Here is a 24,995-nt window from a genome sequence, read left to right on the forward strand (position 1 = left end):
GATGAGGTAGATAGGTCACGGGTGGAAGCATGGTGACATGCGGAGCTGAGTGATACTAATCGGTCGAGGCCTTGTTCTAGCAGATGATTTTGTTGATGACTTCAGTTTTGAGGGCGCGAGCCTTTCAAAAAAAGTGCTTGACGTTATGGAAACATAATGTTAAGATAATAGATGTCTGGTGGCGATAGCCAAGTGGTCACACCCGTTCCCATGCCGAACACGGAAGTTAAGCACTTGAACGCCGAAAGTAGTTGGGGGCTTCCCCCTGTGAGGATAGGACGCTGCCAGGCGATCGTTCCGCAATAGCTCAGTGGTAGAGCAACCGGCTGTTAACCGGTAGGTCGTAGGTTCAAATCCTACTTGCGGAGCCATTAATAACTTCTTCACCACGTTCACTGGAGAGCTGTCCGAGTGGCCGAAGGAGCACGATTGGAAATCGTGTAGGCGTCATAAGCGTCTCAAGGGTTCGAATCCCTTGCTCTCCGCCATAATTATATGTAACGTTTCAATTTTACTACGATGGCCCGTTGGTCAAGCGGTTAAGACACCGCCCTTTCACGGCGGTAACACGGGTTCGATTCCCGTACGGGTCACCATTTTTATCATCGCGGGGTGGAGCAGTCTGGTAGCTCGTTGGGCTCATAACCCAAAGGTCGTCGGTTCAAATCCGGCCCCCGCAATACATACGGTCCTGTGGTGTAGCGGTTAACATGCCTGCCTGTCACGCAGGAGATCGCGGGTTCGAATCCCGTCAGGACCGCCATTGTTAAGGCTTTGTAGCTCAGTCGGTAGAGCAGAGGACTGAAAATCCTCGTGTCGGCGGTTCGATTCCGTCCAAAGCCACCTTTTATAGAAGAATGAAGTTGATTTCCCATTTGTGGGGGGGTAGCGAAGTGGCTAAACGCGGCGGACTGTAAATCCGCTCCCTCGGGTTCGGCGGTTCGAATCCGCCCCCCCCCACCACCATAGGGGCATAGTTTAGCGGTAGAACTACGGTCTCCAAAACCGTCAGCGCGGGTTCGATTCCTGCTGCCCCTGTTTATTATGGCGATTGTGGCGAAGTGGTTAACGCACCGGATTGTGATTCCGGCATTCGTGGGTTCAATTCCCATCAGTCGCCCTCTTATTATTGGGCTGTAGCCAAGTGGTAAGGCACTGGATTTTGATTCCAGCACGCGAAGGTTCGATCCCTTCCAGCCCAGCTTTTTAAGCGGAAGTAGTTCAGTGGTAGAATACGACCTTGCCAAGGTCGGGGTCGCGGGTTCGAATCCCGTCTTCCGCTCCAATGAGTGGCGCCATAGCCAAGTGGTAAGGCAGAGGACTGCAACTCCTCTATCGTCAGTTCGATTCTGACTGGCGCCTCCAATTCTTTTCAATTCAATAGTTTTGCAAGAGATTGTGCCGGTGTGGCGGAACTGGTAGACGCGCACGACTCAAAATCGTGTTCCTTTGGAGTGTCGGTTCGATTCCGACCACCGGTATCTTGCGGGTGTAGTTTAGTGGTAAAACCTCAGCCTTCCAAGCTGATGATGAGGGTTCGATTCCCTTCACCCGCTTTACCTTTTCACAATCTTAGTTTTAACCCATGCGGGTGTAGTTTAGTGGTAAAACCTCAGCCTTCCAAGCTGATGATGAGGGTTCGATTCCCTTCACCCGCTTATTTAAAAGAGCAACGTGTCGTTTTCATCTGACACATTGCTCTTTTTGTTTAGGATAGAACGATGAAAGGAGGGATCTGTCATGCGCGGAGAACAACTTAAAGAAACACTTCAAGCATATGCTTTAGAGATTGGGATCGATGTGTTTCGGGTGACGACGGCCGATCCATTTTTAACGATGAAACAACGATTGATTGATCAGCAGGATAAAAATTATGCATCTGGTTTTGAAGAACCTGATCTCGAAAAACGGACAACTCCGAAACTGTTGCTAGATGACGCGGTATCAATCATCGCGATTGCAGTTGCTTACCCGAGTAAGTTAACGGATGCACCACGTGGGAAAGCCGGGGAACGGCGTGGGATTTTTGGTCGCTCTTCTTGGGGGCTTGATTATCATCAGGCGCTGAATCAACGACTCCAGCTACTAGAGAAAAAAATCGAAGAGTTATCGCCTGGAGCAAAGACACGTTCGATGGTGGATACTGGTGAACTCGTCGATCGCGCCGTCGCAGAACGGGCAGGAATTGGTTTTAGCGGAAAGAATTGTTCGATCATTAGCGAAGAACATGGATCTTATCTTTATCTCGGTGAATTGATTACAGATCTTTACTTACCTCCTGATCAAGCGGTTGAAGAACTCTGCGGAACGTGTAATAAGTGCATCGATGCCTGTCCGACGGATGCATTAGTCGAGCCGGGGGTAATTGATGCGAAACGTTGTATCTCCTTTATTACCCAAACGAAGACGCTGATTCCGGAAGATTTCCGTTACGCATTAGGTAATCGCTTATACGGCTGTGATACATGTCAGCAAGTTTGTCCTTACAATCGAAAAAAACATGCGACGCAACATGCTGAATTGCAGCCGGACCCGGAACAAGTCAAACCACTCTTAATTCCAATCTTGTCGCTCAGCAATCGTGAATTCAAAGCGAAATTCGGTTCGCTTTCAGGAGCATGGCGTGGAAAGAAGCCGATTCAACGAAATGCGATTTGTGCACTCGTCCATTATCAAGACAAGACAGCGCTTGATGCTCTGCGCTTGATGGCAGAAACAGATCCACGTGATGATATGCGGGCTCTCGCGCTCTGGGCGATTGGCCGTATTGCGGGGGGCGATGAAAAAAGTTACGTAGAAGAACGACTAATGAATGATTCCGCACAGGATGTCCAAACGGAAGGTGAGCGTCTTTTGTCGGAGTGGAGGGAACCCGATGCCGTATAAACAAGTGAAGTTCACGTTCGGAGAGTTACTGATTGCCTGGGAGGACGACGTCGTTGTTTATTTAGATTTTGGTCTTGATACTGAGCGCGCTAAACGATATGTTCGAGAAGGACAGCGGTACGAAGCGCCACTTCCACTGCATCTAAAACAAGCTCTCGATGATTATGAAAATCGTCTACCAAATGCGCTAGAACGCATTAGTTGCCGCCTCGACGTGACGGATTTTCAGCGGCGTGTTCTTACGAATCTTCGAAGGATTCCATTCGGAGAAACAGCGAGTTATGGAACATTAGCTAAAATGATGGGTTCCGAAAAAGCAGCGCGAGCCGTCGGTGGGGCATTAAATCGAAACCCGATCGCGCTGATTTATCCTTGTCATCGAATCATCGGGGCATCCGGAAAGTTGACGGGGTTTGCGAGTGGAATCGATCATAAACAAGCGCTACTTGCGCATGAGATAGGAGAGAGAAGATAATGGCAATTCATGTTGTAATGTATCAACCAGAGATTCCTCAAAATACAGGAAATATCTCAAGAACGTGTGCTGCGACACATTCCGTTCTTCATTTAATCCGTCCATTAGGTTTTTCAACGGATGATAAGCAGTTGAAACGAGCCGGACTCGATTATTGGGAGTTTGTTGATGTAAGATATCATGATTCACTCGAAGAATTATGGGAGAAGCACCCGGAAGGGAAGTTTTATTACATCACGAAGTATGGGGAACAGTATCCAAGTCAAATTGATTTGTCAAATGTCGAGGAAGACTACTTCTTTGTATTCGGTCGAGAAACAAAAGGCTTACCGCTTGAAGTGATCGACCAAAATGCAGATCGTTGTATTCGATTACCGCAGTCAAATTTAGTTCGTTCGCTAAATGTCTCAAATACGGCTGCAATTATCGTGTATGAAGCATTACGGCAGCAAGGGTACGCTGGACTACTTTAAACACAAAAAAGCGCTGACGCATCCTATTCGATGCATCAGCGCCTTTTTATTATTCGTTACCTTCAGGTTTTTTGTTGTAGCCTGCAGTGAAAATCGCTGTCAAGAAAGCGAGACTTACACCAATCATTAAAATAAATGCCATTTTTGCTTCCCCCTTCAGTCTCAATAACCGATATAATCTATTATAGTATACCTGTAAGAGAAATTGTGTGCTACATATGAATTTTCTATGAATGGAGATTGGAAATGCGGACGAATGTCTATCTGTTAAGTTATGCGCCGTTGATTAGCATCCTGTTGTTCAGTACGTCGCTTGCGATTGCGACATCGGAGTTAGCACTCTCATGGCTAAAGGATGTCGGTGTATACAATGAATTGTTACAAATTTTGAGCGCACGTGACACTAAATTATTAGTTTGGCTTGGTTTTTTGATTGTCTATTTTATGATTTTTAGTACGCTCAAACTGATTTCAGACACAATCAATCAGTTAGGGTTTGCCTTCTTCATCAAGGAACAGATTGGGACGACACTCAGTATGCTTCGACCTGGTAGCATTTTATTGCTCGTAGGTGGATGCATCAGCTTTGCTTTCATGACATCGTTCCCACTCGTCTGCCTCGTATTAGCAAGTTCATTCCTAATTTATTTTTTCTTTTATACCTTTCAAATCAGCAAGATGACGACTGCGGCCGGAGCGATTGGCTTGATTGTCTTTTTGTTTCTTGCATGGGGCATCTTACTGGCTGGCTTAGCCTGGGTCGGATTGACTTTGTTCAATTCGTTAGGCGAAGCGATTTTATTCCCGAAATGATCGTCAGCGTAGAATGTTAGCCCACGTCCTTACTTGAAGCGTTGAGTTGGCCTCGGCAGGGAAAGGTCGTGGGATGTCTGCGCCTAACCAAATCCCTCCTATGTGTTGATCTTTGATTCCGACGAACCACATATCTTTATTATCATTCGTCGTCCCTGTTTTTCCACCGATATAAGTGGGGCGTGTATCATAACCAAGACGCCCTGTTCCGTATGTCATGACATTCGTCAATCCTTTACGTAACACCTGGTTTGTCCGACTCGACCAAATGCGATTATTTTGAACAGTATGCCGATACAGCGTCCCTTCGCCTTTTGATAAGGTGATGGTTCGAACCATGGATGCTGGACTATACAAGCCGTCATTAGCAAGCGTTGTGTAGGCATTCGTTAACTCGTAAGGACTAACACCATATTTTAATCCACCTAACGCACTCGTGTAGGCATTGTCTTGCTTCGACCATTGGCTGAATTTAAACGGACGAATCGCTTTTAATCCTTCAGCGAAGGAGACAGAAAACGCACGAAGGGCTGGCGTGTTATAGGAATAGGCAATGGCATCGGCAAGCGTGACTTCACCAAGAATCCGGTTCCCGCTATTTTCAGGACAATAGCCGTCAAAGCAAACAGGACGACCGTCAAGAGGACTACTTAACGTGGCTTTTGTTTTCTCGAGGTATGGTCCGTAGACGAGTAAGGGCTTTAATGTGGATCCCGGTTGACGAAAGGATTGTGTTGCCCGATTGAATTGACCAGGTAAGTCAGTTTTATGGCCGACAAGTGCTGTCACACCATGCGTTCGTCCATCAATTCCAACATAAGCACCTTCGATTTCCTTAGGTAGTGCCACGATGGATTGTTTGGCCCGTGTTTGCTCCGTTGAATCCAAATAAGTCGCAATCGTCGCGCCATGTTGATGCAGATATTGTTGTGCGGCCTCATAATCTAATTTTTTGATGGCGGCCGTTTGACGGATTGCTTCCTTGACACTTGCATCAATATAGTCAGGGAATGGGATGACCGGCTTATTGAAGGACAATGCAATTTCTTTTGTTTTAATCGATTTTGGTATCGTGTCTGTATTTGCTAAAATTTTTAAAATCCGCTGTTGACGTTTTTCTGTATTTTGAGGTGAACGTAACGGATCGTATAGTGTGGGGTTGTTTGGAATCGCCGCTAGATAACTCACTTCTGCCCACGTCAAATCGTTCGCCTTTTTTCCGAGGTACGCCGATGATGCCAGTTCGATTCCATAAATATTATTTGCGAAATAGGCTTGATTGACATATGCCGTTAAGAGTTCTTTTTTGGAGTATTTTTGCTCCAACGAAATGGCGATTAAAAGTTCTTTTATTTTTCTAGTATATGTTTTTTCATTTGAAAGATACGTCATTCGAGCCAATTGTTGTGTAATCGTACTGCCACCTTGCCCTTTTTGGTCAGTCGATTGATTTTCAGTGAATGCGCGAAGAATTCCTGTAATATCATAACCACCATGCTGATAGAAACGTTGATCTTCGATAGCGATGAAGGTTTGTTCGACCTTTTTAGGTAACGCATTTGCTGTTAAATCATCACGGCGAAGTCCATCGTACAACTTTACCTTCTCTTTGCCGTATGTGACAGTGATCGGTTTGTACGACGTCAATGGTTGACGGGTCGTCTGTACATCTGCCCAATGGAAAAGTTTGCGGGACGTCTCGAGTTGGTCGCGAACGGAAAACAACGTCAAAAGTAAACCGATAGTAAGTCCAATTAATAAAAGGTAGCCAGTCGTAATTCTCATGAAAACTCCTCTCAAAAGACATTTCCTTCTTATTATCGGTCTCTTTTAAGCAAAGGAATAGATTTTTTTCTGAATTTCGTATTTTAATAAACCTATTTTGCAGGAATGTTATATTAAAAAGAGAAAAGGTGGGTATATAAGAGTATCTGTATAAAAACTACATCATGGTCTGACTGTAAAGAAAGAGCATAAACTGGAGGGGACGAAATGGCTAAAAAGAATGTTGTGGCAATGCTACTTGCTGGTGGAGAAGGAAAACGTCTAGGAGCACTTACGAAACACACTGCAAAACCAGCAGTTGCGTTCGGAGGGAAATATCGAATCATTGATTTCCCATTATCGAACTGTACGAACTCGGGAATCGATACAGTCGGTGTCTTAACGCAATATGAACCACTAGAATTGAACCGTTATCTCGGAATCGGGAGTGCCTGGGACTTAGACCGTCGAAACGGGGGATTAACGATCTTGCCTCCATATCAAGCCCAAAACGGAAAGAACTGGTATGAAGGAACGGCCAACGCGATTTATCGGAACATGAGTTACATCAATCAATACGATCCAAACTATGTCCTTGTCCTATCTGGAGACCATATCTATAAGATGGATTATGAGAAGATGATTGAAGAGCATCGTCAAGGTGGGGCAGATGTAACGATTTCAGTCCGTGAAGTGCCGTGGGAAGAAGCACCACGTTTTGGAATCTTAAACACAGATGATGATTTACGGATCAATGAGTTTGAAGAAAAACCTGAAAATCCAAAATCGAACTTAGCCTCAATGGGCATATACGTCTTCAACTGGGATATTTTAAAACGTCACCTCATTCAAGACGCCGGGGATGCCGAGTCAAGCTTTGATTTCGGGAAAAACATTATTCCGAATATGTTGTTTGAAAACTTAAATATTCGCGCGTACAAATTTAAAGGATATTGGAAAGATGTTGGGACAATCCAGTCGTTATGGGAAGCGAATATGGATTTACTTGAAGCGGAACCAGAGTTCGACTTGTATGAACCATCGTGGAAAGTACATTCCGTTAACCCGAATCAACAACCACAGTACATCGGAAACAATGCGACGATTGAAACGTCAATCATCAATGAAGGCTGTCACATTGAAGGTGAAATCAACCATTCCGTTCTCTTCTACGGCGTTGATGTCGCGGAAGGTGCACTCGTGAAAGATTCGGTCATTTTCCCGAATGTCAAAATCGGAAAAGATGTCACGATTCATCGTGCGATTTTAGCGGACGGCGTCGTCGTCGAAGACGGCGCAACAATCGGTACACCGGGCGGCGAAGTGTTCGTCATCGAGGCAAATAGTGTCATCAAGAAAAATGAAGTCGTAAAAGAAGCGATTCAATAAGGGGGAACTACCGATGAAAGCAGATCTATTGGGTGTCATTAATTTAAGTGGAGAAGAAGGATTCTTTAAAGAACTGACGGAGCATCGAAATTTAGCCGCGGTTCCGTTCGCCGGACGGTATCGGTTGATTGATTTCACGTTGACGAACATGGTACAAAATGAAATCGCCAACATTGGTGTCTTTACGCTTGAAAAGTACCGAGCGATGATGGACCACCTTGGGTCGGGAAAAGAGTGGGATCTTGACCGTTCGAACGGGGGACTCTATATCTTCCCACCGGCATTATCACAAGATGCCCATGAATTCCGGGGCGATTTATCAAACTTCCATTTACACCGCGACTTCTTCTTGCGTAGTAAAGAAAACTACCTCGTGATTTCGGGTTCGAATGTGTTATCGGCAGTAGATTATCGCGATGTCTTGCGTGAACATAAAGAATCGAATGCTGACATCACAGTCGTCTATACGAAGCGTGACTTGCCATGTAAATATTGCCGTCCGATTCGTTTTGGTGATCAAAATCGAGTGACAGCGATTGGTTCGCGCGGTTTTGAACCGTCTGACGAAACATTCTATATGGAAACAGTCGTCCTATCGAAAAACCTGTTCGTCCGTCTCGTTGACGAAGCAGTCGGTCGTGGCGAATATGATTTGCTTCAAAGCATCATTCGCTCGCAGTTGAACCGTCTGCATGTTCATGGGTACGAGTATCAGGGCACATCACAAGTCATCCACTCACTACGCTCGTATTACCGTGAGAGCATGCTATTGCTCGAGCAGTGGGGAGCAATCAATGATTTCCAACATGTCTACACGAAGATTAAGCATGAACCACCGACACGTTATCTCCCAGGCTCGACGATCAAGAACTCGCTCGTCGCGAATGGATGTAAATTAGAAGGAACAGCGAAAGACAGCATCTTATTCCGGGGTGTGAAAGTCGGGAAACATGCTCGTGTTAAAAATTCAATCATCATGCAAAAATCGGTCATCGAAGAAGGTGCAGTCGTCGAATACGCGATTCTCGATAAAGAAGTCACTGTCAAACGTGGACAAGTGATTCGTGGAACGGCGGAAGAACCGATCGTCATCAAAAAACAAACAATCGTTTAAAGGGGATGTCATCATGAAGGTATGGTTTGCTGCCACAGAAGCGACACCCTTCATCAAGACGGGGGGGCTAGCTGACGTCGTCGGCTCGCTCCCTTTAGCGCTTGCTGAAGAGGGTGCGGAAGTATCCGTTGTCTTACCGAACTATGGTCAAATTAAAGAACAGTTCAAGTCGGAAATGGAATTTTTATTCGATTTCATCGTACCCGTCGGCTGGCGGCAACAGTTTGGTGCCGTCCTACGTCTGAAACAGGATGGTGTCACATTTTATTTCATCGATAATGAATATTACTTTAATCGAGATGGGATTATTTATGGTCATTACGACGATGCGGAGCGTTTCGCATACTTTTCCCGGGCGGTGCTCGAGATGATTCAACACCTTGATCGTGCGGAAGTACCAGATGTCATTCATTGTCATGATTGGCAGACCGGTGTCATTCCAGCTTTCTTACGAATTCATTACCAACACCTTGAGCGTTATCAAGACATCAAAACGGTCTTTACGATTCATAATTTGCAGTACCAAGGTATTTTCCCGGAAGAAGTTCTTGGCGATTTACTTGGCCTCAGTCATGAACACTTTACGATGGATGGACTTGCGCATAACGGTCTCGTCAACTATATGAAAGCGGGACTTGTTCACGCCAATCAAATTACGACGGTCAGCCCATCGTATCGGGATGAAATCATGGACCCGTACTATGGTGAGAGTCTAGAATCCATCTTGCAACACCGGGCAGTCGATGTTCGTGGGATTTTAAACGGAATTGACTACCGTCAATTCAATCCGGAAACAGACGAGCATCTTGTCGAGAATTATGATGTTGAGACGGCTGAAGAAGGAAAAGCAGTAAATAAAGAAGCATTGCAAAAAGAATTGGGTTTACCGGTCAATCCGGATGTTCCACTTTTCGGATTCGTGTCGCGTCTTGTCGACCAAAAAGGAATTGATTTACTTGCGCACATTTTACCTGATTTATTCGAACTCGACGCGCAGTTTATCATTCTCGGGTCAGGTGAGGCGGAATACGAGGGCTTGTTCCACCATGCGACAACAATTCGTCCGGATAAAGTGGCTTCATACATCGGCTTTGACGTCGGACTCGCTCAACGTATTTATGCAGGGAGCGACGCGTTCTTGATGCCGTCACGCTTTGAACCGTGTGGACTCAGTCAATTGATTTCGATGAAGTATGGTTCTTTACCTGTCGTCCGTGAAACAGGTGGTTTGCGAGACACGGTGACACCATTCAATCAATTTACATTAGAGGGAAATGGCTTCTCGTTCTCGAATTATAATGCACATGACTTCCTTGACGCGATCAAGCGAACGATTGATGTCTATCAAGATAAACCAGTCTTTAAGCATCTGATTGAGACAGCAATGGAAGAAGATTTTAGCTGGATTCGCTCAGCCGATGAATATTTAGCACTCTATCATCTCATCGCACCATCTGTTGACTGATTGGGATTAAGAGAAATGAGGTTTTGGCATGTTTAAAGATAAAGAGAAGTTCAAGAAGAGGTTTAATGAGCGGTTTGTGTCGATGCACGGAAAAGCACTGAGTGAAGCAACAGAGAATGATGTGTATCAAACACTCGCCTACATGGTCCGGGAATATGTCACATCAGATTGGATGCACACGAAGGAAACCTATATCCATAAAAAGAGTAAGCAAGTCTACTATTTCTCGCTCGAATTTTTGCTCGGACGTTTTCTGTACAACAACTTGCTGAGCTTAGACGTACTCGAGGAAGTTCGCGAGGGATTAGAGGAACTTGGCTACGACCTAGCAGACTTGACGGAAGAAGAGCCGGAACCAGGACTTGGTAACGGAGGGCTCGGACGATTAGCAGCATGTTTCTTAGACTCGTTGGCAGCTCTCGGTCTACCTGGACACGGGAACGGAATTCGATACCAGTATGGTTTATTTAAACAAAAAATCATCGACGGCTATCAAGTCGAACTCCCGGATAACTGGCTCAAAAACGGAAACATGTGGGAGATACGTCGTCCCGATAAGGCAGTCGATATTCCGTTCGGTGGACACGTCTGGCTCGAGGAAGTAGACGGCGGGTACCGTGTCCATCATGAACCAGCTGAAATTGTCCGGGCCGTCCCGTATGATATGCCAATCGTCGGCTATCAAAATGGTGTCGTCAATAACTTGCGTCTTTGGAGCGCAGAATCTCCATATGATGATGATGAACTGTTGCACCAGCACAGCGGGAACTATAAAGATTTACTTGCACATAAACAATCGATTCAAACGATTTCAGAGTTTCTTTATCCGGACGATACGACGTACGAAGGGAAAGTCCTACGTTTGAAGCAACAATATTTCTTTGTTGCCGCCGGCTTACGGAGTATTCTCTTGTCTCACAAAAAACGAAATGCATCGTTTAAACAGCTCGGAAATCAAATCGCGATTCATATCAACGACACACACCCAGTCGTCGCGATTCCAGAACTGATGCGGATTCTAATTGATGAGGAAGGCTATGAGTGGGAAGAAGCGTGGCGCATCACGAAGAGTGTCATGTCGTTTACGAACCATACATTGCTCGCCGAAGCGCTCGAGCGCTGGCCGGTCGACTTATTTAGAAATTTATTACCGCGGATTTATCAAATCATCGAGGAAATTAATCGTCGCTTCTGTCAGGACGTTCTTGATAACTATCCACACCTTGCTTCACACATGCAAGAAATCGCCATCATCGCCGATGGACGGATCAACATGGCGAACTTAGCAGTTGTCGGGACACATTCGACGAACGGCGTCGCACAGATTCATACTGAAATCCTGAAACAACGGGAGATGCGTCTGTTTTACGAGATGTTCCCACTTCGTTTCAACAATAAAACGAACGGGATTACGCATCGTCGCTGGTTCTTGTTATCGAACCCGCAACTCGCGAACCGTGTGACGGAAGCGATTGGAGATAGCTGGATCAATCATCCGTCAGACTTGCAAAAGTTGACGAAATGGTCGGAAGATCGTCAACTCCAACAGGATATCAAACAAATTAAGCTTGAAAATAAACAGGAACTTGCTCGATTGATTGAAGCGGAGACAGGCATTACTGTCGATCCATATTCGATTTTTGATGTGCAAGTCAAGCGTCTCCATGCCTATAAACGCCAGTTACTTAATGCTTTGCATATCCATTCGTTGTATTACCGTCTAAAAGAAGATAAATCCTTCAAGATGACACCACGGACCTTTATTTTCGGAGCAAAAGCAGCTCCGGGGTATCATTATGCGAAAGAAGTCATTCGTTACATCAATGCACTCGCAAAATTGATTAATTCTGATGCGGAAGTCAGCCCTTACATGAAAGTCGTGTTCTTAGAAAACTATCGTGTTTCGCTTGCTGAAAAAATCTTCCCGGCGAGTGATGTCAGTGAGCAGATCTCGACGGCGAGTTATGAAGCGTCTGGTACAGGAAACATGAAGTTCATGATGAACGGGGCCTTGACAATCGGGACACTTGACGGAGCGAACATTGAGATTCGGGACGAGGTCGAGGATGCAAATATCTTTATTTTCGGACTTACACCGCAAGAGGTCATGAACTATAAAAAGTACGGTGGCTATAATGCATACGACCAATACAGTTCACAACCGGAGTTACGGAGAATCGTCGATAGCTTAGTTGATGGTTCATTATTCCCGGTTGGGGAGTTTCAAGCGATTTATGACTCGCTCATCACGTATAACGATGAGTACTTGATTTTAAAAGACTTCCAGTCGTATCAGCAGGCACAAGAACGAATCGACCGGACGTATCAAAACCCTGAGAAGTGGTACCAGATGGTTATTATGAACATTGGAAAATCAGGTGTCTTCTCGAGTGACCGGACGATTAAAGAATATGCGAACGCGATTTGGAACATCAAGCCGGTTCAAGTTTGATCATAAGAAAAAGCCTGATCTAATCAGGCTTTTAAAAATTATGAAATATCGTTCGTTTGACTAATCCAGTCGCTATAAGAACCAGCGTATAGCCGAACATCATTTTTACCGAGCGAGTGTAATGCGAGTATGTTGACGCAAGCTGTCACACCGCTACCACAATAGAGGATCGGAGATGCTTCTTCAAGTAACGGAGCATAAAGCTCCTTTAAATCTTCTGCATCTTTCAGTCTTCCGTCGGGTGAAATCGCTTCTTCGAAGAAACAATTGACAGCACCGGGAATGTGACCAGCTACAGCATCAATCGTTTCGTTCTGACCCTTGAATCTGTCAGGGGAACGAGAGTCGACGAGTAGCGTATCCGTCGAACGTCCTTTGACTGTCTCAAAATCGACGAGCATGTCATCTTGGAACTCAGCGTCGTATGTAGAAGGCGCGAAGGATTCCAAATCTTGTGTCATCGGATAGTCAAACGCAAGGTAAGAGGAGAGGCCGCCTTCGAGTACGACGACGCGTTCATGACCGGCCCATTTGAAAAGCCACCATGCGCGTGCTGCATAAGGAAAACCATCATCATATAAGACGACGAAGTCATCATTTTTAATGCCGTGCGCTTCTAGCGTTTGAATCCATTTTTCTTTCGACGGTAAAGGATGACGCCCGCCCGTAGAGGATACGGGTCCTGATAAATCATTTGCTAAATCTAGATACAGTGCACCAGGCACATGTTGGTCCTCAAAAGCTAGACGACCATAATTCGGATCACGTAAATCGTAGCGGCAATCGAACCAACGGATTTGATCCGAGTGGACGAGTTGTTGTAAGTCCGCCATTTGAATGGTTGGAAACATTTGAATCACCTCGACCTTTCTAGATTAATCATATGAAAGGTGACGCTTCATCGCAAGTGTGACTTCGATAAATTAAAGGAGTGGAATGAATATGTCATGGAAAGAGACCTATCAAAAGTGGAATCAGTTTGAAAAATTAGAGCCTGAATTGAAAGAAGAGCTCGTCGCGTTATCAGCAGATGATAAAGCGGCAGAGGACGCTTTTTATAAAGAACTTGAGTTTGGTACTGGCGGTATGCGTGGAGAAATCGGTGTCGGTACGAACCGGATGAACGTTTACACAGTCCGTAAAGCATCTCAAGGGTTTGCAGACTTTATTAAAGCGGCAGGGGAAGAAGCTGTCACGCAAGGAATCGTCATTGCACATGACTCGCGTCACTTTTCGCCTGAGTTTGCTTTAGAAGCAGCAAAAACGCTTGCAAGCAATGGCATTAAAGCATATTTATTCGATGGACTACGTCCGACACCAGAATTATCGTTTGCTGTACGTGAGCTTCGCGCTGCAGGGGGGATCGTCATTACGGCAAGCCACAACCCGCCTGAGTACAATGGTTACAAAGTATACGGTAATGACGGTGGACAATTGCCGCCAAAAGAAGCGGATGAACTCGTATCGTATGTCGATCAAGTTGAAGATGAACTATCGATCGTGTTAGAAGCAGAAGAAGTCCTTCGGGCAAATGGACTTATCGTTCGTGTCGGAGAACAAATCGATGATGCGTATCAAGAAAAATTAAAAACGATTCGTGTTTTACCGGCGATTCAAGACGAGTTGCAAGATTCATTAAAAATTGTGTTCACGCCACTTCACGGAACAGGTCTTGTTCCTGTTACTGTCGGACTAAAGAACTACGGTTTTGAAAACGTGACGGTCGTTGAAGAACAAGCAAAACCGGACGGGGCGTTCCCAACGGTTTCGTCACCGAACCCGGAAGAACACGCTGCGTTTGAACTTGCCATCGAATACGGGAATCGGGTCGACGCGGATGTACTGCTCGCGACAGATCCTGATGCAGACCGCGTCGGTGTAGCGACGCGCGATGCAAGTGGGGAATGGACGGTACTGACAGGAAACCAAACGGGTGCATTGTTACTCGACTACATCCTGTCGCAAAAATCAGCCCAAGGTACATTACCGGCGAACGGCTTTGTCGCGAAAACAATCGTAACATCAGAACTCGGTGCGTTAATTGCCCGTCATTACAATCTGCATGTCGAAAACACATTAACGGGCTTTAAATTCATCGGTGAAAAAATTAAACAATATAATGCGTCAGGTGAATATGAATACCTGTTCGGTTATGAAGAAAGTTACGGTTATTTGATCGGCGATTTTTGTCGCGACAAGGATGCTGTCCAGGCGTGCTTACTCGCAGCAGAGATGGCAGCGTACCATAAGAAAGAAGGACGGACGTTGTATGAGGCATTACAAGCCATTTACGAACAGTTCGGTTACTTCGAAGAGTCGTTACGTTCACTGACGTTAAAAGGAAAGGACGGAGTGGAACAAATTGGACGAATCATGAACACGTTCCGTGAAAACCCACCCAAACAAGTGGCGGGAGAGAAAGTGGTCTTGTTCGAAGATTACGATGCGAGCATGGCGCACGACTTGATTCAACACAAACCATCGCCAATCAATCTTCCGAAATCGAACGTGCTGAAGTTCACGCTTGAGGATGGTTCATGGTTCTGCCTCCGCCCATCAGGAACGGAACCGAAAATCAAGTTTTACTTCAGTGTAACTTCACCGGATGCGGCGGATACGACACGTAAACGTCAACTGATTGAAGATGAAGTGATGCAAGAAGTGGAACAAATTCAGTAAGACCGTTGACTAAATGATTATCAAGGCACGAGTACCGGACAGGTATCTCGTGCCTTTTTGTGAAAAGCGAAATCCGTGCAACCGTTACCAACTTCCTGTAGAGTTAAATGGGACAGAAAAAGTACGAGATCGAAAGGATGAATTGGAATGGAACGAATTCAACTAACAGAAGAATTGTCATTTTCGCGTGTGATTCATGGATTATGGCGATTAAATGAGTGGAACATGACAGCAGAAGAACGTCTTGCTTTGATTGAGCAATGTTTAGCGCTTGGGATCACGACGTTTGATCATGCGGACATTTACGGGGATTATACGAATGAAGGTTTGTTCGGAGAAGCGTTGGCCTTAAAACCAGAATTACGTGAACGAATGGAGATTGTGACGAAAACGGGGATCAAGATGAAAGGGAACTACTATTCCGATCAAAACCTTTCATTTTACGATACAACAAAAGAACATATCATTGAAAATGCGACACGTTCATTAAAGGAACTTGGTGTCGAATACATTGATACGTTATTGATTCACCGACCGGATCCATTGATGGACCCGAACGAAATTGCCGAAGCGTTTGTTGAATTAAAAGAGTCCGGTAAAGTTCGGACGTTCGGTTTATCGAATCATACGCCAGCTCAACAAAGTTTAATTCAATCACGTCTACCGTTCATGCTCGTGACGAATCAATTGGAACTCTCAGTTGCTGAACTGAAACATTTCGAAGATGGATCGGTGGATCTTTGCCATGAAAACGAGATGCCGGTCATGGCATGGAGTCCGCTCGCCGGTGGACGGTTATTCAAAGAAGAAGAATATCACGTCTTACGAGATAAGCTTGAAGAAATCGGACAACAAATCGGAGCGACAGATATTGATGAAGTCGCCTATGCGTGGCTCTTGAAACATCCGGCACGCATCATGCCGATTGTCGGTTCAGGGAAAATCAAACGGATTGAATCCGCGGTCAATGCGACGCGTTTGACATTGTCACGTGAACAGTGGTTCGAAATTTTGAAAGCGTCTCGCGGACGTGACGTCGATTAAAAAAATAGCCTTCGGGCTATTTTCAGCGTCTAGCCGAAGTAACATAGGGTGAGATAAAAGCTTATCCCTGTTCCGTTGCATTCCTCGGGCGAGAGGCAAGCCGTTGCTCCTTGATCCTAGCGGATAACGAGCAGGGTCTTGCCTACCTCTGACAGTGCGTTAAAAACGCACTTTTCCCCGTAGGAGTCAACGGAAAAGTGACGCTTTTGAGACGAGGCGAGACAGGGAAGCGTTACACACGATCATATCGGTATAAATCCTTCATTAGAGTTTGGCCATAGCCTGAAAATAGCCTTCGGGCTATTTTTTTTTGCATAAAAAGCCCATCTCAAGGGGGATTTGAGATGGGTATCTATAGGGTCACGCTTCTAGGCGAAGCATCTCCTGGCGGTATTTATCTAGACGTTCTTTACTGGCAACTACGGCAGCTTGGTCACTGACTTGGATAGCATCAAAGAGTGTGCTGAGCTCATAATCAATCTCGAGGCGTAGCACTGGAATCCGCTGTTCTGCATCTTGTCTACGGAAAGCTTCAATTACTTGTTTCATCTTGGCCACGCTCCTTTTAAAGTTATCAGATAATTCTGATTTTTTATTAGTATACTTGATTATTCCCGTGTTGCCTAGTGTTAAACCTTAAAAAGAACAAAAAAATACTTGGAATGTGCTGACCATTCCAAGTTGGTTTCATTTAATTCGGGATGCTAAAGCGAACTTCTAAGCGGTGTTGAACCATCTGTACGAGCGTCGACATGATCCAGTAAATCGCTGCTGAGAACAGCAGAAGTGGCATGACGAGATAGGTCGTAGCAGAAATTTGATCCGAGACATACGTTAACTCTTCGACAGCGACAAGCGTACCGAGTGACGTCGATTTAATGATATCGATGACAGAATTCGACAGCGGCGGAATGGCGCGTGATAATGCTTGAGGAAGGATGACGTCCTTGAACGTTTTCCGACGCGGGATTCCGAGCGAATCAGCTGCTTCCCATTGCCCGCGATCGACAGAAGCGATGGCGGCACGGAACGATTCCGAAATATAAGCGGAAAAGTGCAGTGATAATCCAAAAGCGAGTGCCTGAAAGCCCGTCAGTTGTAATGCGACAAGACCATTATATAAAATCAAAATCTGTAACAGTAAAGGTGTTCCGCGGAAGAACGAGACATACAATCGAGCGAAACCGCTAAAGACGGTGAAGCGGCTGTCACGCATGACGGCAAGAATCAACCCGAGGAAAAGCGCAAAGACGATGGCAAGTCCACTTGCAAGAAGTGTAATGCCAATCGCCTCTCCGTAGACGTTCGCATTATCGCGAACGATCGTGAACAATTCCGTCACTGACTGATATCCTCGTCAAAGTATTTCTTACCGATGTCTGCAAGTGTACCGTCTTTTTTCATTTCTGCAAGTGCTTCATTGAAGTCCTCTGCATACTTGCTATCTTTTGCCATCATGAAACCAGACTCATTTTTATCAAATGTTTCTCCGACTGCTTTCACTTTATAACCGGCTTTTTTGAGTTCAGTCAAAACGAACAAGCGATCGTTCATCGCAGCATCAACACGTCCTGCTTCAAGATCTTTTAAAACTTGGTTTGCACCTTTATAATACTTCACTTTTGCGCCAGCATCTTCTGCTGTCTTTGCATAAAGCGAACCTTGTGTCGAACCAACGACTTTACCTTTTAAATCATCAAGTGTTTTGATGTCGTCCGTTTTTTCATTGACGATGATTGTTGATCCGGATACCGTATATGCATCAGAAAATGCATACTTTTCTTTCCGCTCATCCGTGATACCCATTTGGTTCGCGATGACATCGATACGTTCTGAATCAAGTGCTGGAATCAATCCTTTAAAGTCCATTGCTTTATAGTCGATTTTATAGCCGGCGCGTTTAGCGACTTCATTCATGACATCGATGTCATAACCAGTCAGTTCGCCTTTTTCTTTATACGTAAATGGTGGGTATGTCGCTTCAGTACCAACCGTAATCATCTTACTGTCTTTGCTTGCTTCTTCATTAGAAGCGCCGCACGCTGCTAACACCCCCGCCGTTGATAGTGCTGCTACTGCTAGCTTTAGTCCGTGTTTCATAGCGCTCTCTCCTTTAAAAATAAATGATTTCAATTCCTAGTTTTCGAATAGGATTAATTTAAGACTACAAGCAGTATCATACAAAGTTACAAGAACGTCTGTCAATAAAAAAGACTGCCCACGAATGGACAGTCTTAGAAAAGTAAACATTCAGTTGAAATTAACGAATTGTCGCTTCAGTTGCAGCGTCGAAGAAATGCGCTTTTGTCATGTCGAAGAAGAGGTCGAGATCTGATCCCATCTCGACGTGTGAGCGTGAGTCGACACGAGCTGTGAAGGCTTGATTACCTACCTTGGAATAGAGATACGATTCTGCACCCATCAATTCGGAAACTTCGATATGTGCCGGGAAACGGTGTGCTGTTTTTGTGTCTTGATAAATCAATTCAGCATGAATGTCTTCCGGACGGATTCCGAGGACGAGGTCTTTGCTCGTATAGCCGCGTTCACGGAGAACTTTCATTTTGCCTTCAGGGACTTCGAATTTCTCTTCTGTCCCTGTGACGTGGAAAAGTCCATCGTCAGCCAGTTTGCCTGTTAGGAAGTTCATCGAAGGCGATCCGATGAATCCGGCGACGAACATGTTATCTGGGTGATCGTATACTTCTTTAGGTGAGCCGACCTGCTGAATGAGACCTGCTTTCATGATGACGATACGCGTCGCAAGCGTCATCGCTTCTGTTTGGTCATGGGTAACATAAATCGTCGTTGTTTCGAGACGTTTATGAAGTTGGATGATTTCTTTACGCATTTGAACACGGAGTTTTGCATCCAAGTTCGAGAGGGGTTCATCCATCAAGAAGACTTTTGCATCACGAACGATGGCACGACCGATTGCAACACGTTGACGCTGTCCACCTGATAATGCTTTTGGTTTCCGCTCGAGGTACTCTTCCAGACCAAGGATACGTGCCGCATTGTCGACGCGCTGTTTGATTTCGTCTTTCGGGAACTTACGTAGCTTGAGTCCGAATGCCATGTTATCAAACACGTTCATGTGCGGGTAGAGTGCGTAGTTTTGAAAGACCATCGCGATATCGCGGTCTTTCGGCGCGACGTCATTCATCCGTTTACCGTCGATGATGAAATCTCCGCCTGAGATTTCTTCGAGTCCAGCGATCATCCGAAGTGTCGTTGATTTACCACAACCTGATGGTCCGACGAAAACGATGAATTCTTTGTCTTGGATGTGAAGGTTAAAGTCGTCAACGGCCTTTGCTGAGCCGGAATAAATTTTGTCAATATGTTCAAGACGAATATCTGCCATGTGTATATCCTCCTAGTAGTGTGATCGGGTAATGTAACGCTTACAATCCTTAGTATAGAAGAAAAGGGATCAACTGAACATGGACAACATGACGAAATGCAACCGTTTTCATTTGGGCACTATGCTAGAAGTAATAAGGTATATAAAAAGGCGGCACCTTCAAACGATCGAATATCGATTTCTGTCTGTTCTGTCAACCGGTCAAGTCGGTACTGAAGGCTGTTACGATGAAGAAATAAGTGTTTTGCTGTCAACGATACATTCAGATTGGCACGACAGAAAGCATCAATCGTCTCACGCGATTCAGGTTCGAGTGGTGCAATGAAGTGATCTGTCAGCTCGTCACGGACCGTTTCCGATAAAAGAGCGAGTCGTGTGAGGGCAGGTAAGAAACGTTCGACACGGAACGGAAGCAGGTTAAGGGCTGCTTGTTCTAGACGGAACTGGACTGCGATATCTCCATTTATTCGGCGTTGACCGATTAATACTTTTCCATCTGTTAGAAAATCAGATTGTAAAGCTGTGAATAAGTCATTTAAATCATGTTCGCTCACTAACTCATCTCGTTCAATGACAAGCAGTCGAGTCGTCGTCAAGGGGACAAAGATGCTCGAGGAGTCGAAAAAAGAAGTCAATAGCTGTTCGAGATCTTCAGTCGTCCGATCATCGAGTTGATTGAATAAGAAATGGGTCATCCGGAAGGGTTCGTGCTCGACGGCGCTCGATAATTCCAGACGCTGATGCCAGTAAGTTGTATCGGTTGATGCTGAAACGACGACGCGTTCTGCGATTAAATTCAATAAGTCGATTTCACGCCCGGACAACGCGGAACTTTCGATTCCGAAACGAAGCCCATCCGCTAACTGATATACGCTATAATTATCCATGCAATATACCGTGGGGTCTGTCGATAACTGATCTTTGAATAAGGAAATCAATTGCTGTAGCACGTTACATCTCTCCTACATAAAAAGTGATACTCAGACTTTACCACAATACTAAATTCGGAAGGAACGATGAGCTATGCAAATCGAATTCATGACCATCTTAAAAATCATCGGAATGATTGTATTAGGTGCAACAATCGGTGCAGTCACGAACCATCTTGCGATTCGTATGTTATTTCGACCGCTAGAAGCAAAATATATCGGAAAGTACCGGATTCCTTTTACACCAGGTCTAATTCCGAAACGGCGCGATGAACTAGCAGCCAATCTCGGACGGACCGTTGTCAAGCATTTAGTGACCCCTGAAGGAATCGGGAAACGCCTTCGACAACCTGCGATGCACGAGGCCGTTACAAATCTTGTCACGACCGAACTCATGAAATGGGTACACTCAACCGTCACGATTCGAGAAGTGATCGGCCGCTTCGTCAATCAACCGGAAGAACAATTGCGAAAAAAAATCGAACAGACGCTTGAACATGAATTGATGGACGGCGTGATTCATCTGAAAAACTCAACGATTCAAGAAGTCATCGGCGAAGGCGGAGTCTTAAAAGTCAAGGAAGCAATCCCTGACGTCGTAGATGCATTGTTAAAACAAACGGATGTTTATTTTGATAGTCCAGAAGGGAAGATGAAATTAGAGGAGACGGCCGCCGGATTCATCCAAGGAAAACTTGGAGGCGGAATGTTCGGGATGTTACTTGCGAATATCAATTTGGTGGAGATGATTCAACCTGAAATCAAACGGGTATTACAAGGAGAGTCGACGCGTCAGTTCATTACTGAAATGGTCGAGAAAGAAATCGAACAAGTGATGGAACGTCCGATTCATACACTCCTTGATGAAGAGTTAGAGAAACAAGTCATCGAACGCGTCAAATCGGAAATCATCAACCGGATTCCACTAACAGAAACGTTGGATAAGCCATTACACCATTATCTCGGCCGGTTTGATGAGAAAGTGCGGACCGAGTTCGTTCCGGTGATTGTCGACCGGTTGATTGACCAAGCGGTGAAACACGCAGAACGAATCATGACGACACTCGACGTCGAATCGATTGTGCGTGATGAGGTCGACCTACTCGATACACAGTATCTCGAAGAAATCGTCTTATCGATTTCTCGGAAGGAATTCCGGGCTATCACTTGGCTTGGAGGACTGTTAGGTGGTTTAATTGGGATGATACAAGCAATCATCGTGATTGCTTAACTAAATTGGAGGGTTTTAATATGTCTGAAACAAATTTGTATGACCACGCCTATACGCTCGAACGTGCACTGCGAGAAACTCCGGAGTACACAACATTACAAGATTTATACACACAAGTGAACGCTGATCCAGCATCGAATGAACTGTTTGCTTCATTCCGTAACGTTCAACTTGAGCTTCAACAAAAGCAAATGGAAGGTGAAGAAATCACACCTGACGATATGGCTTCAGCTCAAGCAAAAATGTTGGAAGTTCAAAACAATCCACTCATCAGTCAATTGATGCAAGAAGAACAACGGATGCATACGATGTTGACAGAAGTTACTCAAATCATCATGAAGCCGCTCGAAGAACTTTATGCGCCAATGATGGAGCAAAATCAAGACGACGTGCAATAAGATGTAAACAGAGCCTCGGACAATGTCCGGGGCTCTCGGTGTGTAGACAAAGTGGCATTAGACAATAGAAGATTCTTTCTTTTTCGTTGCGTATCTCTTAATTTGTACATAGGTGACTCTGATTTCAATAAGAACTTATGTTGAACTGCCTGCAACAGGCACAATTTTAGGTAAATAAGCACGCTCGAAATGAATCAATTTACCGGCACGCGTGACGCGGGCGCCTTTATGTTCGAACTTTCCTTCTTTGAGACGACGGATCCCTTCCTCCCTTGCATCTGAATCGTTAGGTGATTCAAACGTATCATCGAGTAAAGTTTCTCCACGGTCCGCGAATACAGTAAGTGTATAGAGCATGTCTCTTCCTCCTTTAATAAAATAACTAATTCAAGTGTACTGAATAGTCATTCATTTTACAAGTAGGAGTCAATATCTTGCCACGTTAATTGTCTCGACTTTGGTGGTACTTCAAGATGACTGACACTCATTCCGATTAAACGAATCGGACCCGTGAATTCGATTTCATTAAATAATTTTGTCGTTACCGTGAGTAACCGATCTTCGTCGTTCGTCTCTTCAAGAAAGGTGAAACGTTTTGAACGTGATTGGAATGTCTCTGTTTTCCACTTAACGGTGACCGTCCGACAAACGAGTTCTTTTTGTTGCAGACTACGGACGACAGATTGGGCCTCTCGCTTTAAGGTTTCGAAAATCGTATCAATATCTTCCGTATCTTCTTCGAAGGTCGTTTCAGATCCAATCGATTTGCGCTCACGGTGGGGACGGACTAAACGTTCGTCTTCACCGTGGGCCATCGTATACAATTCTGTTCCACGGTCCCGACCGAGTAACCCGCGGAGTTCTTCGACCGGTGACTGTTGGATATCAGCGACGGTCTCAAATCCATGTTTTCGAAGCGTCTGCTCGGTGACTTTCCCAACACCATGCAAGTCACCGATTTGTAAAGAAGACAAAAAGGGAAGTACCTCCTCAGGCGGAAGAACGGTTAAGCCGTTCGGTTTTTGATAACCGGAAGCAATTTTTGCGACGAGCTTCGAATTAGAGACACCAGCGGATGCCGTCAAGTCCGTCCGGCGTTTGATTTCAGCAAGGATATACTCTGCGATGTGGGTCGCACTCGTCATATTTAAATTATTCTCCGTCACATCGAGGTACGCTTCATCGAGTGATAATGGTTCGACAAGCGGTGTGACTTCAAGAAACAGTTCCATGATTTGCGCACTAACTGCACGATAGACGTCGAATCGGGGACGGATGAAGACGGCACGCGGACAGAGCTGAAAGGCACGACGAGATGGCATCGCGCTGTGGACACCGTACTTCCGTGCTTCATAGGAACAAGTCGCGACGACTCCACGTGCATGAGGAGGGCCACCGACGATGACAGGAACACCCTTTAAGTGAGGGCGATCGCGTTGTTCGACAGAAGCGTAAAAAGCGTCCATATCGATATGAATGATTTTTCGTCCCATCAAAAGTCACCTCCTCCAACTAAATATGATAAACTAAGTATAACGAACTTATGTTCTTATATCTATTTTTTTGTCCGTTTTTTAGGCATGCGAACGAGTGCTCCGAGCCATCCACGCCATTTCATCCAATAAAAGATTCCACCGGTCGTAATCACGATCAGGGTAAGTGCACCTGCGTAACCGTATTTCCAGTCGAGTTCGGGCATGTTCTTGAAGTTCATCCCCCAAATCGCGCCGAGGGCCATCATCGGGGTCGCAACAGCCGTGAAGATCGTCAAGGCCTTCATGATTTCATTTCCTCTAAAGTTCGAGACGGTCGTCGATAAATCGAGCAGAACCTCAATATCTTTTTGATAGTGTTCAATCAACATCAATAAACGCTCGACACGTCGTTTGGCAAGGCGAAACGGAAGATGTTGTTCAAAATCAGTGACTGCGACGAAGGCTTCTTGACCTGCGAGAATCAATTCTTGAAAAGGGACGATTAAGTCAGACCAGTTCTCAATTGTATCGCGTAAGGCAAAGATGCTATCGAGTGAATTCTCATTGATGTTGCCCCTGAGTTCATCTTGTCGAGAAAAGAGTTCCTTTTCAAAGTCATCGATGCCTGAAAAGTACGTATTCATTTGTAACGAAAGAATCACATAAAAGGCATCAAAAGCTGTTTTTGAGTCAAACGGTGCAGCCAGTGACATAATATGTTCAGAGAGTCCGATCGTGATGAGTTCAGTTGGCGTGATGTAATAGCAGATGAAGCGACGGTCGCTTTTATCGTCAGGATTTTGCCAAGTCACGATTGAACCGTATAAGACACCGAGTTCTGCTCGGGTAAAGTTGACATCTTTTGTACGAAGCTGACGAACCCACTCAATTTTTGAGGGACTGACGGTCTCTTCGTTATTTAGTTGTTGGTCGTAGTCTGATACAGTCATGTAGCGGTACCAGTTAAAGTGCGAATCGAATTTCATGTTTAAGGCTCCCATATAGTAGAATAAATAAGTGAATTGCAGTAAGCATAATGAA

At 45.2% G+C, this 24,995-nt stretch carries 22 protein-coding genes, 15 tRNA genes and 1 rRNA gene; 28 read left to right on the forward strand and 10 right to left on the reverse strand.

All coding sequences use genetic code 11. The features are described 5' to 3' along the window. Positions 1-174: 174 nt before the first annotated feature. The 20 genes from rrf (at position 175) to KNP94_RS00100 (ending at position 4,647) form a co-directional block, all read left to right on the forward strand. A 5S ribosomal RNA gene (gene rrf / locus KNP94_RS00005) occupies positions 175-290 on the forward strand. 6 nt (positions 291-296) lie between these two features. Then, a tRNA-Asn gene (locus tag KNP94_RS00010) sits at positions 297-371 on the forward strand. A 26-nt stretch (positions 372-397) separates the two neighbouring features. Continuing rightward, positions 398-488, forward strand: a tRNA-Ser gene (locus KNP94_RS00015). Between the two features lie 33 nt (positions 489-521). Beyond that, a tRNA-Glu gene (locus KNP94_RS00020) sits at positions 522-596 on the forward strand. A gap of 10 nt (positions 597-606) precedes the next feature. Beyond that, positions 607-680, forward strand: a tRNA-Met gene (locus KNP94_RS00025). A 7-nt stretch (positions 681-687) separates the two neighbouring features. Then, positions 688-763: transfer RNA gene (locus KNP94_RS00030), tRNA-Asp, on the forward strand. A gap of 7 nt (positions 764-770) precedes the next feature. Then, positions 771-843: transfer RNA gene (locus KNP94_RS00035), tRNA-Phe, on the forward strand. A gap of 36 nt (positions 844-879) precedes the next feature. Next, positions 880-963 (forward strand) — tRNA-Tyr (locus tag KNP94_RS00040). A gap of 4 nt (positions 964-967) precedes the next feature. Further along, positions 968-1,038 (forward strand) — tRNA-Trp (locus KNP94_RS00045). 9 nt (positions 1,039-1,047) lie between these two features. Continuing rightward, positions 1,048-1,120 (forward strand) — tRNA-His (locus KNP94_RS00050). A 10-nt stretch (positions 1,121-1,130) separates the two neighbouring features. Beyond that, a tRNA-Gln gene (locus tag KNP94_RS00055) sits at positions 1,131-1,202 on the forward strand. An 8-nt stretch (positions 1,203-1,210) separates the two neighbouring features. Continuing rightward, positions 1,211-1,285: transfer RNA gene (locus KNP94_RS00060), tRNA-Gly, on the forward strand. Positions 1,286-1,291: 6 nt separating this feature from the next. Then, positions 1,292-1,365, forward strand: a tRNA-Cys gene (locus KNP94_RS00065). 35 nt (positions 1,366-1,400) lie between these two features. Further along, positions 1,401-1,481: transfer RNA gene (locus KNP94_RS00070), tRNA-Leu, on the forward strand. Positions 1,482-1,485: 4 nt separating this feature from the next. Then, positions 1,486-1,556, forward strand: a tRNA-Gly gene (locus tag KNP94_RS00075). A 31-nt stretch (positions 1,557-1,587) separates the two neighbouring features. Beyond that, positions 1,588-1,658 (forward strand) — tRNA-Gly (locus KNP94_RS00080). Positions 1,659-1,740: 82 nt separating this feature from the next. Next, positions 1,741-2,886 carry a tRNA epoxyqueuosine(34) reductase QueG gene (queG, locus tag KNP94_RS00085; RefSeq protein ID WP_214767949.1) on the forward strand — a complete coding sequence of 382 codons (1,146 nt, stop codon included), beginning with the start codon at positions 1,741-1,743 and terminating at the stop codon, positions 2,884-2,886. Continuing rightward, entirely contained in the window at positions 2,876-3,361 is a 486-nt protein-coding gene (locus KNP94_RS16075) for a methylated-DNA--[protein]-cysteine S-methyltransferase (protein ID WP_088836437.1), read from the forward strand. The genes queG and KNP94_RS16075 overlap by 11 nt, the downstream gene beginning before the upstream one ends. Then, positions 3,361-3,834: a tRNA (uridine(34)/cytosine(34)/5-carboxymethylaminomethyluridine(34)-2'-O)-methyltransferase TrmL gene (gene trmL, locus KNP94_RS00095; protein WP_029332789.1), complete on the forward strand. Its 474-nt coding sequence runs from the start codon at positions 3,361-3,363 to the stop codon at positions 3,832-3,834. The genes KNP94_RS16075 and trmL overlap by 1 nt, the downstream gene beginning before the upstream one ends. Before the next feature lie 246 nt (positions 3,835-4,080). Beyond that, positions 4,081-4,647 carry a DUF5366 family protein gene (locus KNP94_RS00100; protein WP_029332790.1) on the forward strand — a complete coding sequence of 189 codons (567 nt, stop codon included), beginning with the start codon at positions 4,081-4,083 and terminating at the stop codon, positions 4,645-4,647. 3 nt (positions 4,648-4,650) lie between these two features. On the opposite strand, the gene KNP94_RS00105 is transcribed toward KNP94_RS00100, so the two are convergent. Continuing rightward, a complete protein-coding gene (locus KNP94_RS00105) occupies positions 4,651-6,432 on the reverse strand; it encodes a transglycosylase domain-containing protein (RefSeq protein ID WP_214802647.1) in 1,782 nt (593 codons plus the stop codon). 207 nt (positions 6,433-6,639) lie between these two features. Between KNP94_RS00105 and KNP94_RS00110 the strand changes: the two genes are divergently transcribed. Genes KNP94_RS00110 through KNP94_RS00125 form a run of 4 tightly spaced genes read left to right on the forward strand, consistent with a single transcriptional unit; the run spans position 6,640 to position 12,831 of the window. Beyond that, positions 6,640-7,800 (forward strand): glucose-1-phosphate adenylyltransferase, encoded by a 1,161-nt coding sequence (locus tag KNP94_RS00110; protein ID WP_088836440.1) that lies wholly within the window; start codon positions 6,640-6,642, stop codon positions 7,798-7,800. 13 nt (positions 7,801-7,813) lie between these two features. Further along, positions 7,814-8,914: a glucose-1-phosphate adenylyltransferase subunit GlgD gene (gene glgD / locus KNP94_RS00115; RefSeq protein WP_029332793.1), complete on the forward strand. Its 1,101-nt coding sequence runs from the start codon at positions 7,814-7,816 to the stop codon at positions 8,912-8,914. A 13-nt stretch (positions 8,915-8,927) separates the two neighbouring features. Then, positions 8,928-10,379 carry a glycogen synthase GlgA gene (gene glgA, locus KNP94_RS00120; protein WP_214767946.1) on the forward strand — a complete coding sequence of 484 codons (1,452 nt, stop codon included), beginning with the start codon at positions 8,928-8,930 and terminating at the stop codon, positions 10,377-10,379. Between the two features lie 28 nt (positions 10,380-10,407). Further along, positions 10,408-12,831: a glycogen/starch/alpha-glucan phosphorylase gene (locus KNP94_RS00125; RefSeq protein ID WP_214767943.1), complete on the forward strand. Its 2,424-nt coding sequence runs from the start codon at positions 10,408-10,410 to the stop codon at positions 12,829-12,831. 38 nt (positions 12,832-12,869) lie between these two features. Here the strand turns inward: KNP94_RS00125 and KNP94_RS00130 are convergent, their stop codons facing one another. After that, positions 12,870-13,682, reverse strand: a complete 813-nt coding sequence (locus tag KNP94_RS00130; RefSeq protein ID WP_239456828.1) for a sulfurtransferase — start codon at positions 13,680-13,682, stop codon at positions 12,870-12,872. 91 nt (positions 13,683-13,773) lie between these two features. Here KNP94_RS00130 and KNP94_RS00135 point away from each other — a divergent pair, with 91 nt between their 5' ends. Then, on the forward strand, positions 13,774-15,510 hold the full coding sequence (locus KNP94_RS00135; RefSeq protein ID WP_214767940.1) for a phospho-sugar mutase: 1,737 nt from the start codon (positions 13,774-13,776) through the stop codon (positions 15,508-15,510). Between the two features lie 147 nt (positions 15,511-15,657). Then, positions 15,658-16,554 (forward strand): aldo/keto reductase, encoded by an 897-nt coding sequence (locus tag KNP94_RS00140; protein ID WP_215115068.1) that lies wholly within the window; start codon positions 15,658-15,660, stop codon positions 16,552-16,554. Positions 16,555-16,914: 360 nt separating this feature from the next. On the opposite strand, the gene KNP94_RS00145 is transcribed toward KNP94_RS00140, so the two are convergent. The 5 genes from KNP94_RS00145 to KNP94_RS00165 form a co-directional block, all read right to left on the reverse strand. Then, complete coding sequence (locus tag KNP94_RS00145) at positions 16,915-17,103, reverse strand: hypothetical protein (protein ID WP_014969669.1); 189 nt, start codon at positions 17,101-17,103, stop codon at positions 16,915-16,917. A gap of 142 nt (positions 17,104-17,245) precedes the next feature. After that, the gene (locus tag KNP94_RS00150; RefSeq protein ID WP_088836445.1) at positions 17,246-17,896 is read right to left on the reverse strand and encodes an amino acid ABC transporter permease; all 651 of its coding nucleotides are present in this window, start codon (positions 17,894-17,896) and stop codon (positions 17,246-17,248) included. Beyond that, complete coding sequence (locus KNP94_RS00155) at positions 17,893-18,654, reverse strand: transporter substrate-binding domain-containing protein (protein WP_214769841.1); 762 nt, start codon at positions 18,652-18,654, stop codon at positions 17,893-17,895. Before KNP94_RS00155 ends, KNP94_RS00150 begins: the two co-directional genes overlap by 4 nt. A gap of 160 nt (positions 18,655-18,814) precedes the next feature. Next, positions 18,815-19,921 (reverse strand): ABC transporter ATP-binding protein, encoded by a 1,107-nt coding sequence (locus tag KNP94_RS00160; RefSeq protein ID WP_029332801.1) that lies wholly within the window; start codon positions 19,919-19,921, stop codon positions 18,815-18,817. 119 nt (positions 19,922-20,040) lie between these two features. Continuing rightward, positions 20,041-20,871, reverse strand: a complete 831-nt coding sequence (locus tag KNP94_RS00165; RefSeq protein WP_215115069.1) for a helix-turn-helix domain-containing protein — start codon at positions 20,869-20,871, stop codon at positions 20,041-20,043. 73 nt (positions 20,872-20,944) lie between these two features. Between KNP94_RS00165 and KNP94_RS00170 the strand changes: the two genes are divergently transcribed. Further along, positions 20,945-22,081 carry a DUF445 domain-containing protein gene (locus tag KNP94_RS00170; protein WP_088836448.1) on the forward strand — a complete coding sequence of 379 codons (1,137 nt, stop codon included), beginning with the start codon at positions 20,945-20,947 and terminating at the stop codon, positions 22,079-22,081. A 20-nt stretch (positions 22,082-22,101) separates the two neighbouring features. Further along, positions 22,102-22,479 (forward strand): YlbF/YmcA family competence regulator, encoded by a 378-nt coding sequence (locus KNP94_RS00175; protein ID WP_029332804.1) that lies wholly within the window; start codon positions 22,102-22,104, stop codon positions 22,477-22,479. Positions 22,480-22,614: 135 nt separating this feature from the next. On the opposite strand, the gene KNP94_RS00180 is transcribed toward KNP94_RS00175, so the two are convergent. From KNP94_RS00180 to KNP94_RS00190, 3 genes are all read right to left on the reverse strand, one after another. Further along, positions 22,615-22,836 (reverse strand): YhzD family protein, encoded by a 222-nt coding sequence (locus tag KNP94_RS00180; RefSeq protein WP_088836449.1) that lies wholly within the window; start codon positions 22,834-22,836, stop codon positions 22,615-22,617. Positions 22,837-22,892: 56 nt separating this feature from the next. After that, positions 22,893-23,972, reverse strand: coding sequence for a DNA polymerase IV (gene dinB, locus KNP94_RS00185; RefSeq protein ID WP_251132114.1), 1,080 nt, complete (start codon positions 23,970-23,972; stop codon positions 22,893-22,895). 62 nt (positions 23,973-24,034) lie between these two features. Next, positions 24,035-24,940 (reverse strand): magnesium transporter CorA family protein, encoded by a 906-nt coding sequence (locus KNP94_RS00190; RefSeq protein ID WP_214802656.1) that lies wholly within the window; start codon positions 24,938-24,940, stop codon positions 24,035-24,037. Positions 24,941-24,995 lie beyond the last annotated feature (55 nt).

The sequence above is a fragment of the Exiguobacterium sp. s80 genome, from assembly GCF_018618725.1.
GTDB classification, from domain to species: Bacteria; Bacillota; Bacilli; order Exiguobacteriales; family Exiguobacteriaceae; genus Exiguobacterium_A; species Exiguobacterium_A oxidotolerans.

Excerpts from the sequence above, each read along its gene's own strand:
- KNP94_RS00105 (WP_214802647.1), bottom strand. The coding sequence starts at position 6,432 with ATGAGAATTACGACTGGCTACCTTTTATTAATTGGACTTACTATCGGT.
- KNP94_RS00175 (WP_029332804.1), top strand. The coding sequence starts at position 22,102 with ATGTCTGAAACAAATTTGTATGACCACGCCTATACGCTCGAACGTGCA.
- KNP94_RS00190 (WP_214802656.1), bottom strand. The coding sequence starts at position 24,940 with ATGAAATTCGATTCGCACTTTAACTGGTACCGCTACATGACTGTATCA.
- KNP94_RS00125 (WP_214767943.1), top strand. The coding sequence starts at position 10,408 with ATGTTTAAAGATAAAGAGAAGTTCAAGAAGAGGTTTAATGAGCGGTTT.
- KNP94_RS00145 (WP_014969669.1), bottom strand. The coding sequence starts at position 17,103 with ATGAAACAAGTAATTGAAGCTTTCCGTAGACAAGATGCAGAACAGCGG.
- KNP94_RS00135 (WP_214767940.1), top strand. The coding sequence starts at position 13,774 with ATGTCATGGAAAGAGACCTATCAAAAGTGGAATCAGTTTGAAAAATTA.
- dinB (WP_251132114.1), bottom strand. The coding sequence starts at position 23,972 with ATGGGACGAAAAATCATTCATATCGATATGGACGCTTTTTACGCTTCT.
- KNP94_RS00130 (WP_239456828.1), bottom strand. The coding sequence starts at position 13,682 with ATGTTTCCAACCATTCAAATGGCGGACTTACAACAACTCGTCCACTCG.
- KNP94_RS00180 (WP_088836449.1), bottom strand. The coding sequence starts at position 22,836 with ATGCTCTATACACTTACTGTATTCGCGGACCGTGGAGAAACTTTACTC.
- KNP94_RS00140 (WP_215115068.1), top strand. The coding sequence starts at position 15,658 with ATGGAACGAATTCAACTAACAGAAGAATTGTCATTTTCGCGTGTGATT.
- glgA (WP_214767946.1), top strand. The coding sequence starts at position 8,928 with ATGAAGGTATGGTTTGCTGCCACAGAAGCGACACCCTTCATCAAGACG.
- KNP94_RS16075 (WP_088836437.1), top strand. The coding sequence starts at position 2,876 with ATGCCGTATAAACAAGTGAAGTTCACGTTCGGAGAGTTACTGATTGCC.
- trmL (WP_029332789.1), top strand. The coding sequence starts at position 3,361 with ATGGCAATTCATGTTGTAATGTATCAACCAGAGATTCCTCAAAATACA.
- KNP94_RS00110 (WP_088836440.1), top strand. The coding sequence starts at position 6,640 with ATGGCTAAAAAGAATGTTGTGGCAATGCTACTTGCTGGTGGAGAAGGA.
- KNP94_RS00100 (WP_029332790.1), top strand. The coding sequence starts at position 4,081 with ATGCGGACGAATGTCTATCTGTTAAGTTATGCGCCGTTGATTAGCATC.
- KNP94_RS00155 (WP_214769841.1), bottom strand. The coding sequence starts at position 18,654 with ATGAAACACGGACTAAAGCTAGCAGTAGCAGCACTATCAACGGCGGGG.
- KNP94_RS00170 (WP_088836448.1), top strand. The coding sequence starts at position 20,945 with ATGCAAATCGAATTCATGACCATCTTAAAAATCATCGGAATGATTGTA.
- KNP94_RS00160 (WP_029332801.1), bottom strand. The coding sequence starts at position 19,921 with ATGGCAGATATTCGTCTTGAACATATTGACAAAATTTATTCCGGCTCA.
- queG (WP_214767949.1), top strand. The coding sequence starts at position 1,741 with ATGCGCGGAGAACAACTTAAAGAAACACTTCAAGCATATGCTTTAGAG.
- glgD (WP_029332793.1), top strand. The coding sequence starts at position 7,814 with ATGAAAGCAGATCTATTGGGTGTCATTAATTTAAGTGGAGAAGAAGGA.